The following is a 14555-nucleotide window of genomic DNA, read 5'->3' on the forward strand; positions in this document are numbered from 1 at the left end:
CCACGCGGAACGTGGGAACGATCATCTGCTACACCGGTGATTTCACTACCGAAGGCGTCGCACGCATCGCGCACAACCCGTAATAGATCAACCCGCCCAGCGCCGAGCCGGTGAACCAGCCGTAGCTGTAGAACCAGCTGAATGCGCTGCTGCCCAGCGACAGCAGGGTCAGCACCACCGGCACGCCGAAGGCGATGAACCCGGCCCAGTTCCACGCCGGGTACACGTCGTCGCGGTACAGACCGGCCAGGTCCAGTTGCTGTTTCTTGATCAGGAAATAGTCCACCACCATGATCCCGGCAATTGGCCCGAGCAGGCTGGAATAGCCCAGCAGCCAGTTCGAATACACGGTTTCCAGGCTGACATCGGAGACGATCAGCCCAAGCTTCTTCAGCAGTTCATGACCCATCAGCGCCAGCCCGACGAACCCCGTGAGAATCACCGCTTTGGTGCGGTTGATCACCTTCGGCGCGATGTTCTGGAAGTCGTTGGTTGGCGAGACGATGTTGGCGGCGGTGTTGGTCGACAGCGTCGCGATGATGATCAGCGCCATGGCCACCGCGACCCACACCGGGCTCTGGATATGGCCGATCAGCGTCACCGGATCGGAGACGCTGACGCCCACCAGTTTCACCGAAGCAGCGGTCATCACCACGCCCAGCGCGGCGAACAGGAACATGGTCAGCGGCAGGCCGAAAATCTGCCCGAGGATCTGATCCTTCTGGCTGCGGGCATAACGGCTGAAGTCAGGAATGTTCAGCGACAACGTGGCCCAGAAACCGACCATCGCCGTCAGCCCGGCGGCGAAGTAGCTGACCACGCTCGCGCCTTCGGGACGCTTCGGCGGGATCGCCAGCAATTCAGTCATCGACACATTGGGCATGGCCCACACCAGCAACCCGATGCCGACCGCCACCAGCAGCGGCGCCGACAGGGTTTCCAGCCATTTGATCGACTCGGCGCCGCGGATCACCACCCACAGGTTGAGCGCCCAGAAGACCATGAAACCGATCACCTCCCCCGTCCCGCCGAGGGATTTCCAGCCGTCGAACACCGACCCGAGAAACAGGTGAATCGCCAGCCCGCCGAACATGGTCTGAATGCCGAACCAGCCGCACGCCACCAGCGCCCGGATCAGGCACGGCACGTTGGAGCCGAGAATCCCGAACGACGATCGCAGCAGCACCGGAAACGGAATCCCGTACTTGGTGCCGGGAAACGCATTGAGCGTGAGGGGAATCAGGACGATGACGTTGGCAAACAGAATCGCCAGCAAGGCTTCGCCGACGGTGAGGCCGAAATACGCGGTGAGCACACCACCGAGGGTGTAGGTCGGCACGCAGATCGACATGCCGACCCACAGCGCAGTGATGTGCCATTTGTTCCAGGTTCGTTCGCGCACCTTGGTCGGTGCCATGTCGTGGTTGTAACGGGGACTGTCGAGGACGTCGCTGCCGGCTTCGAGTTCGAACAAGCCGTCGCGCTCGGTCACTTGCGATCTGTTCTGTTGCATGGCCGCTCCACTGTTCTTCTGATTATTTTTTTGCTCATCAGGCGGCTGCACACGCAGGTGCGAGCCGGACGATGGCCGGAGGAACTGACAACTTTCATGCACCGGCCATGGTGTCAGCGGCGGCATCAATAAACGTGCCGGGGGAACCGCTTGGCGCTGGGGCCGTGCTTCGATCTTTTTGTAACTGACTGATGTTTATCAGTTTTAATTATTCACCTTGTGAGGCCGCGAAAACTTGACTGAACACTCAGGCTAAATGCCAGGCAAGTTGTCCGAACTGTCAGGACTCAATCTGGTGCACTGCATTATTTTTCTTTAGAACGCATCACCCGCAGCTCAACTTCAAGCGGCTGATTTCACATAGGAAATCTTGCTCATATTTCCAACCTGTCAAGTGCGTCAAAATGGTGAAGTGCCTCACCATTTTGGTGATTTTGTATTTTTATCGTTATTTATCAACAAGTTAAAACAGTCATAAGCTTATAAAAAATAATCTTGATCAATTGCAGAACTGCGACTAGCGTCTATTCCTGACAGCGCTGACAAGATTACGCATCTGGCGCCGCAAACAATAAAACACTAGAGCCGGCACAAGTCGGTCATGCCTGCGAGGAACTCGGAATGTCTCTGTTGATCCGTGGCGCCACCGTTGTTACCCATGATGAAAGTTACCGCGCCGATGTCTATTGCGCCGACGGCGTGATCAAAGCCATTGGTGAAAACCTGGATGTTCCCGCCGGCGCCGAAGTGCTCGACGGCAGCGGTCAATACCTGATGCCCGGCGGCATCGATCCGCACACCCACATGCAACTCCCGTTCATGGGCACCGTGGCCAGCGAAGATTTCTACAGCGGAACCGCCGCAGGCCTGGCCGGCGGCACCACCTCGATCATCGATTTCGTGATTCCCAATCCGCAGCAGTCGCTGCTCGAAGCCTTTCACCAATGGCGCGGCTGGGCGGAGAAGTCCGCGTCCGACTACGGCTTCCACGTCGCGATCACCTGGTGGAGCGAGCAGGTGCGGGAGGAAATGGCCGAGCTGGTCAGCCATCACGGGATCAACAGCTTCAAGCATTTCATGGCTTACAAGAACGCGATCATGGCCGCCGACGACACGCTGGTGGCGAGCTTCGAGCGCTGCCTGGAACTCGGCGCGGTGCCGACCGTGCACGCGGAAAACGGCGAGCTGGTCTATCACCTGCAACGCAAGTTGATGGCCCAGGGCATCACCGGGCCGGAAGCGCATCCACTGTCGCGGCCATCGCAGGTTGAAGGCGAAGCCGCGAGCCGGGCAATCCGGATCGCTGAAACCATCGGCACGCCGCTGTACCTGGTGCACGTCTCGACCAAGGAAGCCCTCGACGAAATCACCTATGCCCGCAGCAAGGGCCAACCGGTTTACGGCGAAGTGCTGGCCGGGCATCTGCTGCTGGACGACAGTGTCTACCAGCACCCGGACTGGCAGACCGCCGCCGGTTACGTGATGAGCCCGCCGTTCCGTCCGCGCGGGCATCAGGACGCGCTTTGGCATGGCTTGCAGAGCGGCAATCTGCACACCACCGCCACCGACCATTGCTGCTTCTGCGCCGAGCAGAAAGCCGCCGGCCGCGACGATTTCAGCAAGATCCCCAACGGCACCGCCGGCATCGAAGACCGCATGGCGGTGTTGTGGGATGAAGGGGTGAACTCGGGGCGGTTGTCGATGCAGGACTTCGTCGCCCTCACCTCCACCAACACCGCGAAAATCTTCAATCTCTATCCGCGCAAGGGCGCGATCCGCGTCGGCGCCGATGCCGACCTGGTGCTGTGGGACCCGCAAGGCACCCGCACCATCTCCGCCAAGACCCACCATCAGCAGGTGGACTTCAACATCTTCGAAGGCAAGACCGTGACCGGCGTACCGAGCCATACCGTCAGCCAGGGCCGGGTGGTCTGGGCCGACGGCGACCTGCGCGCCGAGCGTGGGGCGGGCCGGTATATCGAACGGCCGGCGTATCCGGCGGTGTTTGATTTGCTGAGCAAGCGGGCGGAGTTGCATCGCCCGGTTGCCGTGAAACGCTGATCCCTGGATTACCGATGATCGTTCCCACGCTCTGCGTGGGAATGCCTCAAGGGACGCTCTGCGTCCAGTGACGCGGAGCGTCACGGGCTGCATTCCCACGCGGAGCGTGGGAACGATCAACAGATGATCTAACCACTGCCCGACAGAGGCAGAAAACCTCAATTAACCGTGAGGCAAAAAACCGTGATCGAGACCCTGAACCATCTCCCGCACCCGCAAGAAAGTGCGGCCGCCCTCGCCGGCCATTTCACTGATCTGGCGCCGCCGCTCAACGACCGTCAGGCGCATCTGGAAGCCTCGCGCTGCCTGTATTGCTACGACGCCCCGTGCGTGAACGCGTGCCCGAGCGAGATCGACATTCCGTCGTTCATCCGCAATATCCATCAGGACAACGTGCCCGGCGCGGCGCAGAAAATCCTCTCGGCGAACATCCTTGGCGGCAGTTGCGCCCGGGTCTGTCCGACCGAGATCCTCTGCCAGCAAGCCTGCGTGCGCAACAACGCCCACGAATGCGCGCCGGTGCTGATCGGCCTGCTGCAACGCTACGCCGTGGACAACGCGAACTTCACCGAACATCCATTCCAACGCGCCGCCGTGACGGGCAAACGCATCGCCGTGGTCGGTGCCGGCCCGGCGGGTTTGTCCTGTGCCCATCGCAGCGCCATGCACGGTCACGACGTGGTGATTTTCGAAGCGCGGGAGAAGGCTGGCGGGCTCAACGAATACGGGATCGCCAAATACAAACTGGTCGACGACTACGCGCAGAAGGAGCTGGATTTCCTCCTGCAGATCGGCGGCATCGAAATCCGCCACGGACAGAAACTCGGTGAGAATCTGACCCTCAGCGAATTGCACCAACAGTTCGACGCGGTGTTCCTCGGCCTCGGCCTGAACGCCAGCAAGCAACTCGGCCTGGCCCACGAAGAAGCCCCTGGCCTGCTCGCCGCCACCGACTACATCCGCGAACTGCGCCAGGCCGACGACCTGTCGCAACTGCCGCTGGCCGAGCGCTGCATCGTCCTCGGCGCCGGCAATACCGCCATCGACATGGCCGTGCAAATGGCCCGCCTCGGCGCCCGCGACGTCAATCTGGTCTATCGCCGTGGCGCGGCGGACATGGGCGCCACCGGCCACGAGCAGGACATCGCCAAGGCCAATCAGGTGCGGCTGCTGACCTGGGCGCAACCGGATGAGGTGCTGCTCGATGCCCACGGCAAGGTGCGCGGCATGCGCTTCGCCCGCACCCATCTGGTGGACGGTCGCCTGCAAACCACTGGCGAAACGTTCGAGTTGGCCGCCGATGCGATCTTCAAAGCCATCGGTCAGGCCTTCGACGGCAGCGCCCTTGCCGACCCGCTGGCCCGCGAACTCAAACGTCAGGGCGAACGCATCCAGGTCGATGAAAACCTGCGCACCAGCATCCCCGGCGTCTATGCCGGCGGCGACTGCACCAGCCTCGATCAGGACCTGACCGTGCAAGCGGTGCAACACGGCAAACGCGCCGCCGAGGCGATCAACGCTCAACTGATGCTCAACGTGGAGGCTGCGTAAATGGCCGATCTCTCGATTGTCTTCGCCGGTATCAAAGCCCCCAATCCGTTCTGGCTGGCCTCCGCGCCGCCGACCGACAAGGCCTACAACGTGGTGCGCGCCTTCGAGGCCGGTTGGGGCGGCGTGGTCTGGAAAACCCTGGGTGAAGACCCGGCGGCGGTCAACGTGTCGTCGCGTTATTCGGCGCATTACGGCGCCAACCGCGAAGTGCTGGGCATCAACAACATCGAACTGATCACCGACCGCTCGCTGGAAATCAACCTGCGGGAAATCACTCAGGTGAAAAAGGATTGGCCGGACCGCGCGCTGATCGTTTCGCTGATGGTGCCGTGCGTCGAAGAGTCGTGGAAACACATCCTGCCGCTGGTGGAAGCCACCGGCGCCGATGGCATCGAACTGAATTTCGGCTGCCCCCACGGCATGCCCGAACGCGGCATGGGCGCGGCGGTCGGTCAGGTGCCGGAGTACGTCGAGCAGGTGACGCGCTGGTGCAAGACCTATTGCTCGCTGCCGGTGATCGTCAAACTGACGCCGAACATCACCGACATCCGCGTCGCCGCCCGCGCTGCACACCGTGGCGGCGCCGATGCGGTGTCGCTGATCAACACCATCAACTCGATCACCAGCGTCGACCTCGAACACATGGTCGCCCTGCCCACCGTCGGCAGCAAAAGCACCCACGGCGGTTATTGCGGCTCGGCAGTGAAGCCCATCGCGCTGAACATGGTCGCGGAAATCGCCCGCGATCCGCAGACCCAGGGCCTGCCGATCTGCGGCATCGGCGGCATCGGCAGTTGGCGTGACGCGGCGGAGTTCATCGCACTCGGGAGCGGCGCGGTGCAGGTGTGCACGGCGGCGATGCTGCATGGTTTCCGGATTGTCGATGAAATGAAGGATGGTTTGTCGCGGTGGATGGACAGTCAGGGTTACGCCAGCATCGCGGAGTTTTCCGGGCGCGCGGTGGGTAACACCACGGACTGGAAGTACCTGGACATCAACTATCAGGTGATCGCGAAGATCGACCAGGAGGCATGCATCGGTTGCGGGCGTTGTCACATTGCCTGCGAGGACACCTCACACCAGGCGATCAGCAGCCTGAAGCAGGCCGATGGCACGCATCAATATGAAGTGATCGATGACGAGTGTGTGGGGTGCAATCTGTGTCAGATCACCTGTCCGGTGGCGGATTGCATCGAGATGGTGCCGATGGAAACGGGCAAGCCGTTTCTGGACTGGAATCATGATCCGCGTAATCCGTATCACGTCAGCCCTTGAATGATCGTTCCCGCGTCGAGGCGTCGAACCGTCCGCGTGGGAATGCAGCCCGGGACGCTCTGCGTCCCACTGGAACGCGGAGCGTCCCTTGAGGCATTCCCACGCAGAGCGTGGGAACGATCAGTTACGGTTCTAATCCGATCCCCCGCAAAATCACGCTAGTCACCGTCTGCACCGCCCGTTCGAACTGCATGTCCGACAACGGCTGGTGCTCATTCAGAATATTCACCTGATGATCAAAGTCCGCATAGTGCTGCGTCGAGGCCCAGATCATGTACAGCAGGCTCGACGGCTCCACCGGCAGAATCCGCTTGTCCTCGACCCACTGGCGGATCTTCGCCTCCTTCATCTTCGCCCAGTCATACAGGCTCACATCCAGCGCCTCGCCGAGGGTCGGCGCGCCGTGGATGATTTCGTTGGCCCAGACTTTCGACCCGTAAGGCCGGCTGCGCGAGTGGTTCATCTTGGCGCGGATATAGCTGCTGAGCACCACGCGCGGATCGTCGAACATCTCGAAGCACAGCGCGTCCTGCTTCCACACTTCCAGCAGGTCGAACAGCACCGCGCTGTACAGCTCGCTCTTGGTCGAAAAGTAGTAATGCAGGTTGGAACGCGGCAGCTGCACTTCAGCAGCAATGTCCGCCATGGCGGTGCCGCCGAAACCTTTTTCGGCGAAGACTTTTTCCGCCGCCAGCAGGATCTTGTCGACGTTGGTGCGGCGGATTTCGATCTTGTGATTGCCCATGAGGGCTCCCTGAAGACAACGTTGTTGAAGACTAGCATCCGCTCTGGGCAAGGGGCGACAGCCGAGAACGATTCTTCACACACTTGCGCTTTTTTCTGGTTTAGGATCGCCCTCCTTCTCCCCGTCAGACACTGAAGGATCCTGTCCATGACCATTCGAAAGCGCATCGCTGCGGATGATCCGCAGCTCGCCGCACTGTGGGAGCGCTCGGTCCGCGCCACCCACGATTTCCTCCCGGAAGACGACATCCACCGGCTGTTCCCGCTGGTGCGTGACACCTACCTGCCCGCCCTGGACGTGCAGGTTTTCGAGAACCCCGGCCACTCCCCGGCAGGCTTCATCGCCACCGATGACGACACCGTACAAATGCTGTTCATTGACCCGGCTCACCGTGGCCAGGGCATCGGCCGACGCTTGCTCGACCATGTCCGCCGCCCACTGCTGAAGGTCGACGTCAACGAACAGAACCCGCAAGCCCACGGCTTCTATCGGCACTACGGATTCGAAGACATCGGCCGCTCGGCACTCGACGGCGAAGGCCGGCCCTTTCCGGTCATTCACATGCGCCTGAAAGCCCTGTGATCCAGGTTCTATACTCAGCCCGCCATTTCACTGAAAGGAATCTTTCCATGTCGATGAAAAAACTGTTCACCGCTGGCGCGCTGCTGGCTTCGCTGATCGTCACTTCCCAGGCCTTTGCCCACGCCCATCTGAAAAGTCAGATTCCGGCCGCCGACAGCACCGTCGCGGCACCGGCGGATCTGCGTCTGGTGTTTTCCGAAGGCGTCGAAGCCAGCTTCACCAAAGTCACCGTGACCCACGACGGCAAGCCGGTGGCGGTCAAACCGCTGACCACCGAAGGTGACAGGAAAACCCTGATCGTCACCCCCGAAGCACCGCTGACCGCTGGCGAATACAAGGTCGAATGGCACGCGGTGTCGGTCGACACGCACAAGAGCGAAGGCGCCTATCAGTTCAAGGTTGGCCAGTAATTCATGAGCGAAGCGCTGGTGCTGTGCCGGTTTCTGCATTTCATAGTGGTGTTGATGCTGTTCGGGGCCTGGCTGTTCCGGCCGCTGCTGCTCAAAGGTGAAGCGCCGCTTCTGGATCGGCAGCTGGCGCGACTGACTCGCTGGCTGGCGGCGATTGCCCTGGCCAGCGGCGTCATCTGGGCGTTGTTGATTACCGCAAGCATGGCCGGTTCGGCGGCGGCCGCGTTTGATCCGCCCACCGTCGAGCTGGTTCTCGGTCATACGTTTTTCGGTCAGGTCTGGCGCTGGCATCTGTTGATCAATGCGCTGTTGCTGGCGTTGCTGTTTACGCCGTGGCGTTCGAGCCGGCCATTGCGGCTGGGCCTGAGTGCGCTGCTGCTGATGACGCTGGCACCGGTCGGACACGGGGCGATGCTCGACGGCTTCAGTGGCCAGATGCTGATCCTCAATCAGGTCATTCATTTGACCTGCGTCGGCGCCTGGCTCGGCGGGCTGCTGATGCTGGTAATGATCCTGCGCCAACCTGACAAAGACATGCGCGAAGTCTTGCAGCGTTTCAGCGGGCTCGGTTACGCACTGGTCGCCGGCCTGCTGATCACCGGGCTGATCAACGTGCGCGTGCTCACCGGCCAATGGTGGCCGACACCGCTGTTCTCGGGCTTCGCCCTGATCCTGTTGATCAAGGCGCTGCTGGTGTTTGGCATGCTCGCCCTGGCGCTGTTCAATCGCCTGCAAATCAACGATTGCGAACAGCGGATCGACACCCTCAAGCGCAGCGTCGTGCTCGAATGGCTGCTGGGGATCGGCGCCGTGGCGGCGGTTTCCGTGCTTGGCACCTTGCCGCCGATGACCGCCGCCTGAGGTCAGTGTTTCTGGGTGTCTCCCGCCGCCGTATCAATGCTGACCACCACCGACATCCCCGGCCGCAAACGCTCGCTCTCCTGCTGATCCGGATCGATGGTGATGCGCACCGGCACCCGCTGGGCGATTTTCACGAAGTTGCCGGTGGCGTTGTCGGCCTGCAACAACGCGAATTCGGAACCGGTGCCCGGCGAGATGTGCTGCACGTGGCCGGTGAATTTGCGGTGATTCAAGGCATCGACGGTGAAGCTCGCCGGCTGCCCGACGCGCACATTGTCCATCTGGGTTTCCTTGAGGTTAGCGATCACCCATTTCTGGTTCGGCACCAGCGCCATCAACTGCGCCCCGGAGTTGACATAAGCGCCGAGGCGCACGCCAATCTGCCCGAGCTGACCGTCACGCGGAGCAATGATCCGGGTGTTGGACAAATCGATCCGCGCCAACTGCACCGCCGCCTCGGCACTGGCCACCGCCGCCTCCAGTGAACCGCGATTGACGATCACCGTTTGCAGATCCTGCCGGGCGATTTCCAGATTGGCCTTGGCCTGCGCCACCGCCGCAATGCTTTGCGCGTTGGCGGCCAGCGCCACGTCCATCTCGCGTTTGGACACGGAACCGTCGTTGACCAGCGCCTTGTTGCGTCGTAGATCCGCCTCGCTTTTGCGTAGCTGCGCTTCGCTGTCGGCCACCACCGCCTGCCGCAACTTGATCGTCGCCTCGGCGCTGTTGCGCTGCTGCACCACGTTGGCCAGCGAGGCCTTCTGCACCGCCAGTTGCGCCAGCGACTGACCGAGGCGTTGCTGATAGATGCGGTCATCGAGACGCACCAGCAAGTCGCCCTCCTTCACAAACTGGAAATCCTGCACCGGCACTTCAAACACATAGCCACTGAGCTGCGGGCCGATGATCGTTACCTGCCCGCGCACCAAGGCGTTTTCGGTGGTCTCAACTGCGCTGCTGAACGGCGGCAGTTGCCAGGCGTAAAGCACGATCAATACGCCGACGATGGCAATCGCGGCAAACCCCAGCGACGAGATGATCCGCACCCGCAACGAGCGCGGCTCGGTGTTCGGTGATGACGGCGGCGCCACGCCTTCAGGGGTGGCGGCGATGGCATTGGTGGTCGTAGTGGTCGGTTCGGTCATGAAGAAGTGGCACCGCTGGAAGGTACGGAAGGTGTCGGGGCGACGGCTTTGGTGGTACTGATCAGCCACAGCGCACGGATGGAAATCCAGATCATGGTCAGGATCGCGATCACCGCAATCAGCATGAACACATCGTTATAGGCCAGTACGTTGGCTTCGCGCGTGGCAGCGTTGGCCAGGCTGCGAATGCCCTGCAGATTGCGCAGACTCGGGTCGGCAATCACGGAGCCGACCGCCGATCCGCCGCTCTGTACCCGGGCGGCGACACGCGGGTCGGACATCACCAGTTGCTCGACGATATGGCTGGAATGAAATTTCTCGCGCACGATCTGGAAAGTCCCCAGCAACGCCGCGCCGATCAGGCCGCCGAGGTTGTTGCAGATCCCGAACAACACCGAAAAACTCACGAGGTTGCGCGGGTTGGTCAGCACGTTGCGCGTGCCCAGCACCATGGTCGGACCGAGGAAGAACGTACTGCCGAACGCCAGCAGAAATTGGCTGAAATACAGGTTGCCGGGGCGGGTCAGGTTGTTCGATGAGCTGTCCATGATCGAGCCGGTGGCCATCAACGCCAGCGAAATGATCAGCGGCATCAGCAGGTGTTTCGGGTCGATGGTCAGCGCACTGGTCAGCAGCCCGGCGACGCTGCCGATCAGCATCACCACGTACAAGCTATGAAGCTGCTGGCTACTCATGTTCAGGTTTTGCATGAAGCCCACGGCGCCGGTGGATTGCTCCGAGGTCACCATGCGAATCAGGATCACCGCCAGCGCCAGACGGATCATCACCCCGCTGCCGAGCCAGCGGGTCATCAGCATCGGGTTGCTGCGGTTATGTTCGATGGCCAGCCCCGCGAGAATCAGCGCAATCGACGCGGCCAGGGCGATGCCGATCCAGTCTGCTTCCAGCCACCAGTCGATCCTGCCCAGGGACAACACGGCGCACAGCAAGGCCACACCACTGGCCAGGATGGCGAAGGTGAGAAAGTCGAGGGGTTCGAAGGTCTTGAACCGGTCACCCGGCGGCAGTTTGAGCATCAGGACGCAGCCCAACGACAGCAACGCCATGCCCAATTCAAACAGGTACAGGCCGCGCCATTCGGCAATCTGCAACAGGTCTTCGGAAAACAGCCGCGCCAGCGGCAAGGCCAGTTGGGAGGTGCCCAGGCCCAGCACCAACGCCTTCATCCGCCATTTGGCCGGGAACGCCTGCACCATGTAATACAAGCCCAACGAACTGAGCGCCGCGCCGACCATGCCGTGGGCCGCACGCACGGCGATCGCCGAATTCAGGTCATTGACGAACAGATGGCCGAAGGTCACCAGCGCATACAGCACCAGAAACACCTCGGTGAACGCGCGCAAGCCGAACTGCTGGCGAAACTTCACCAGCAGCAGGTTCATCGACACGTTGGTCATCACGTACGCCGCCGGCAGCCAGGCCATCTCCGCCGTCGTCGCCCCGAGCGCACCTTGCAGATAAGGCAGGTTGGCGACCACCAGCGCATTGCCCAGACCACCGGTCACCGCGACAAGCACGCCCACCAGCGCATAAGCCAGGCGCTTGGGGTTGGAGTGCAGCGGCGTCGAGGGGGAACCGGGCAGACTGGGCTTCTCGTGCGGCTGCCAGTTGCGCGGGGCGTATTGATCCATTGAAAGGCCTTGTCTTGTAGTCGCTTAAGTGTGCCGCAAATCCTGGCCAAACACCTATCCAGGCTCGCTCCCACCAGGAATTCGTGCATCGCGATTCGTAAATTTTGTTTAAAGGTCATCTCGTCCGCAGCGGATTTTTCCCAAGCGTAGCGGATGCCAACCTTGCAGCACTTCTCAACCTGCAAGGTGCCCGATATGACCACTCCCCGTTGGCAACGCTCCCCGCGTCTGCTGAAAAACCTGCTGGCCGCCGCGCTGTTGCTGCCAGCCCTCGCCTTTGCCCAGGAACGCCCGTGGCCGGACGGCTCGCAACTGGTGATTTCGGTGTCGATGCAATTCGAAACCGGCGGCCAGCCCGAGGGCGCTGAAAGTCCGTTTTCCGGTACACCGCTGCCAAAAGGCTACCCGGACCTGCCGGCGCAGACCTGGTTCGATTATGGCTACAAGGAAGGCCTGTGGCGCATGCTCGATCTGTGGGATCGCACCGGCATCAAAGTCACCTCCCACGTGGTCGGCGAAGCGGCGCTCAAGCACCCGGAACTGGCCAAGGCGATTGCCGAGCGCGGCCATGAACTGGCAGCCCACGGCATGCGCTGGGCCGACTCGTACAACATGAATTACGCCCAGGAAAAACAGTTCATCGGTGATGGCGTCGCGGCGGTGGAAAAAATCACCGGTCAGCGCTCGGTCGGCTACAACGCCAACTGGCTGCGCCGCAGCCCCAATACGCTGAAGGTGCTGCAGGATCTGAATTTCACCTACCACATCGACGACGTCAGCCGCGACGAGCCGTTCGTGACCATGGTTCGCGGGCGCAAATTCGCCGTGGTGCCGTACACCCTGCGCAACAACGACATCGTGCTGGTCGAGGGCCGGCATTTCTCTGCCGAGCAGTTCTATCAGCAACTGGTGCTGGAATTCGATCGCCTCTACGCCGAAGGCGCGAGCAAGCGGCGGATGATGTCGGTGAGTCTGCACGACCGCATCGGCGGCACCCCGGCGATGGTCGAGGCCATGGAGCGCTTCATCCGGTACGCCCAGTCGCATGCGAAGGTGAGTTTCATGCGCAAGGATCAGATCGCGCAGATCGTGCTGACCGAAAAAAATCCCCTGATCGATAACACTGAAGCGCTCTACAACCAGTAAACGTGCCGACAGCAGCCCTCCTCACAGCGCTTTGAGGGCTGCCCGCTCACCCAAAGTCATCGTACGACGCCCTGTTGACTTTTCCGGAAAACCTCGCAAATATCCGCAACCATGTTGTACGACGACGTATAACAAATAATAAAAACAACAAATGAAACAGGGAGCGTCACAGTGAGCACACTCGTCTGCAATTCCGTCCGCACGTCCCGTTTTTCCATCCCCCGCCCGCGTTCCACCCTGAGCCTGATCGGCTGCGGCAGTCTCGCCCTCGCCTTGCCGATGAGCGCCGATGCCGAGGGTTTCCTCGAAGACAGCAAAGCCACCCTGAACCTGCGCAACGCCTACTTCAATCGCAACTTCGTCAACCCGAACTATCCGCAGGGCAAGGCTGAAGAGTGGACGCAGAACTTCATCCTCGACGCCAAATCCGGCTTTACCAAGGGCACCGTCGGCTTTGGTCTGGACGTGCTGGGTATGTATTCGCAGAAACTCGATGGCGGCAAAGGCACGGGCGGTACGCAGCTGCTGCCGATTCACGATGACGGGCGCCCGGCGGACAATTTCGGGCGACTGGGTGTTGCGCTCAAGGCCAAGGTGTCGAAGACCGAATTGAAGGTCGGCGAATGGATGCCGGTGTTGCCCATCCTGCGCTCGGATGATGGCCGCTCCCTGCCCCAGACCTTTCGTGGCGGCCAGATCACCTCTACCGAAATCAATGGCCTGACCCTTTACGGTGGCCAGTTCCGTGGCAACAGCCCGCGCAACGATGCCAGCATGGAAGACATGTCGATGAACGGCCGCGGCGCCTTCACCTCCGACCGCTTCAATTTCGGCGGCGGTGAATACACCTTTAACGACAAACGCACGCTTGTCGGTCTGTGGTACGCCGAACTCAGCGACATCTACCAGCAGCAGTACTTCAACCTCAGCCACAGCCAGCCGCTGGGCGACTGGACGCTGGGCGCCAATCTCGGTTTCTTCACCGGCAAGGAAGACGGCAGCGCCCAGGCCGGCGACCTCGACAACAAAACCGCATTCGCCATGCTCTCGGCCCGGTACGGCGGCAACACGTTCTACATCGGCCTGCAAAAGCTCAGCGGCGACGATGCCTGGATGCGCGTCAACGGCACCAGCGGCGGCACCCTGGCCAACGACAGCTACAACGCCAGTTACGACAACGCGCAGGAGCGTTCCTGGCAGATCCGCCACGACTACAACTTCGTAGTCCTCGGCGTCCCCGGGCTGACGCTGATGAACCGCTACATCAGCGGTGACAACGTGCATACCGGCACCATCACCGACGGCAAGGAATGGGGGCGCGAGTCGGAGCTGGCCTACACCGTGCAGAGCGGTCCGCTGAAAAACCTCAACGTCAAATGGCGCAACGCGACGATTCGCCGGGACTTCAGCACCAATGAATTCGACGAGAACCGGATCTTCATCAGTTACCCGATTTCGTTGTTGTAAACCCTGGCATGGGGTGAACGGAGGGTGAATCGGCCTTCCGTCACTTACACCGAAAGTCGCGTTGACAAGTTCCGGAAACCCTACCGATACTTCAGCGCAGTCATACGACAACCTACAACAAACCTAATAACAACGTGTAAGGGATTG

The 14555-nt window shown here is 61.3% G+C and carries 12 protein-coding genes; 8 read left to right on the forward strand and 4 right to left on the reverse strand.

Going from position 1 to position 14555, the window contains the following annotated elements; all coding sequences use genetic code 11:
* Positions 1-28 precede the first annotated feature (28 nt).
* Entirely contained in the window at positions 29-1513 is a 1485-nt protein-coding gene (locus ACEN93_RS05420; RefSeq protein WP_074688805.1) for an NCS1 family nucleobase:cation symporter-1, read from the reverse strand.
* Positions 1514-2134: 621 nt separating this feature from the next.
* Here ACEN93_RS05420 and hydA point away from each other — a divergent pair.
* The 3 genes from hydA (at position 2135) to preA (ending at position 6400) form a co-directional block, all read left to right on the forward strand.
* Positions 2135-3574: a dihydropyrimidinase gene (gene hydA / locus ACEN93_RS05425; RefSeq protein WP_085648341.1), complete on the forward strand. Its 1440-nt coding sequence runs from the start codon at positions 2135-2137 to the stop codon at positions 3572-3574.
* Positions 3575-3757: 183 nt separating this feature from the next.
* Entirely contained in the window at positions 3758-5125 is a 1368-nt protein-coding gene (locus ACEN93_RS05430; RefSeq protein ID WP_495611155.1) for an NAD(P)-dependent oxidoreductase, read from the forward strand.
* Positions 5126-6400: an NAD-dependent dihydropyrimidine dehydrogenase subunit PreA gene (gene preA, locus ACEN93_RS05435; RefSeq protein WP_103385958.1), complete on the forward strand. Its 1275-nt coding sequence runs from the start codon at positions 5126-5128 to the stop codon at positions 6398-6400.
* 124 nt (positions 6401-6524) lie between these two features.
* On the opposite strand, the gene ACEN93_RS05440 is transcribed toward preA, so the two are convergent.
* On the reverse strand, positions 6525-7145 hold the full coding sequence (locus ACEN93_RS05440) for a TetR/AcrR family transcriptional regulator (RefSeq protein ID WP_007952885.1): 621 nt from the start codon (positions 7143-7145) through the stop codon (positions 6525-6527).
* Positions 7146-7292: 147 nt separating this feature from the next.
* Between ACEN93_RS05440 and ACEN93_RS05445 the strand changes: the two genes are divergently transcribed.
* From ACEN93_RS05445 to copD, 3 genes are read left to right on the forward strand one after another with little or no spacing between them, the layout of a single operon-like run.
* On the forward strand, positions 7293-7727 hold the full coding sequence (locus ACEN93_RS05445; RefSeq protein WP_495611156.1) for a GNAT family N-acetyltransferase: 435 nt from the start codon (positions 7293-7295) through the stop codon (positions 7725-7727).
* Between the two features lie 47 nt (positions 7728-7774).
* On the forward strand, positions 7775-8137 hold the full coding sequence (gene copC / locus ACEN93_RS05450) for a copper homeostasis periplasmic binding protein CopC (protein WP_495611157.1): 363 nt from the start codon (positions 7775-7777) through the stop codon (positions 8135-8137).
* Between the two features lie 3 nt (positions 8138-8140).
* Complete coding sequence (copD, locus tag ACEN93_RS05455; RefSeq protein WP_490840900.1) at positions 8141-8998, forward strand: copper homeostasis membrane protein CopD; 858 nt, start codon at positions 8141-8143, stop codon at positions 8996-8998.
* A gap of 2 nt (positions 8999-9000) precedes the next feature.
* Here copD and ACEN93_RS05460 read toward each other — a convergent pair whose 3' ends face one another.
* On the reverse strand, positions 9001-10143 hold the full coding sequence (locus ACEN93_RS05460) for an HlyD family secretion protein (RefSeq protein ID WP_495611158.1): 1143 nt from the start codon (positions 10141-10143) through the stop codon (positions 9001-9003).
* Positions 10140-11795 (reverse strand): MFS transporter, encoded by a 1656-nt coding sequence (locus ACEN93_RS05465; RefSeq protein WP_103385955.1) that lies wholly within the window; start codon positions 11793-11795, stop codon positions 10140-10142. Before ACEN93_RS05465 ends, ACEN93_RS05460 begins: the two co-directional genes overlap by 4 nt.
* Before the next feature lie 195 nt (positions 11796-11990).
* Between ACEN93_RS05465 and ACEN93_RS05470 the strand changes: the two genes are divergently transcribed.
* Positions 11991-12941 (forward strand): polysaccharide deacetylase family protein, encoded by a 951-nt coding sequence (locus tag ACEN93_RS05470; protein WP_103385954.1) that lies wholly within the window; start codon positions 11991-11993, stop codon positions 12939-12941.
* Between the two features lie 171 nt (positions 12942-13112).
* On the forward strand, positions 13113-14408 hold the full coding sequence (locus tag ACEN93_RS05475) for an OprD family porin (RefSeq protein ID WP_163975730.1): 1296 nt from the start codon (positions 13113-13115) through the stop codon (positions 14406-14408).
* Positions 14409-14555 lie beyond the last annotated feature (147 nt).

Source organism: Pseudomonas sp. Pseusp21, assembly GCF_059492145.1.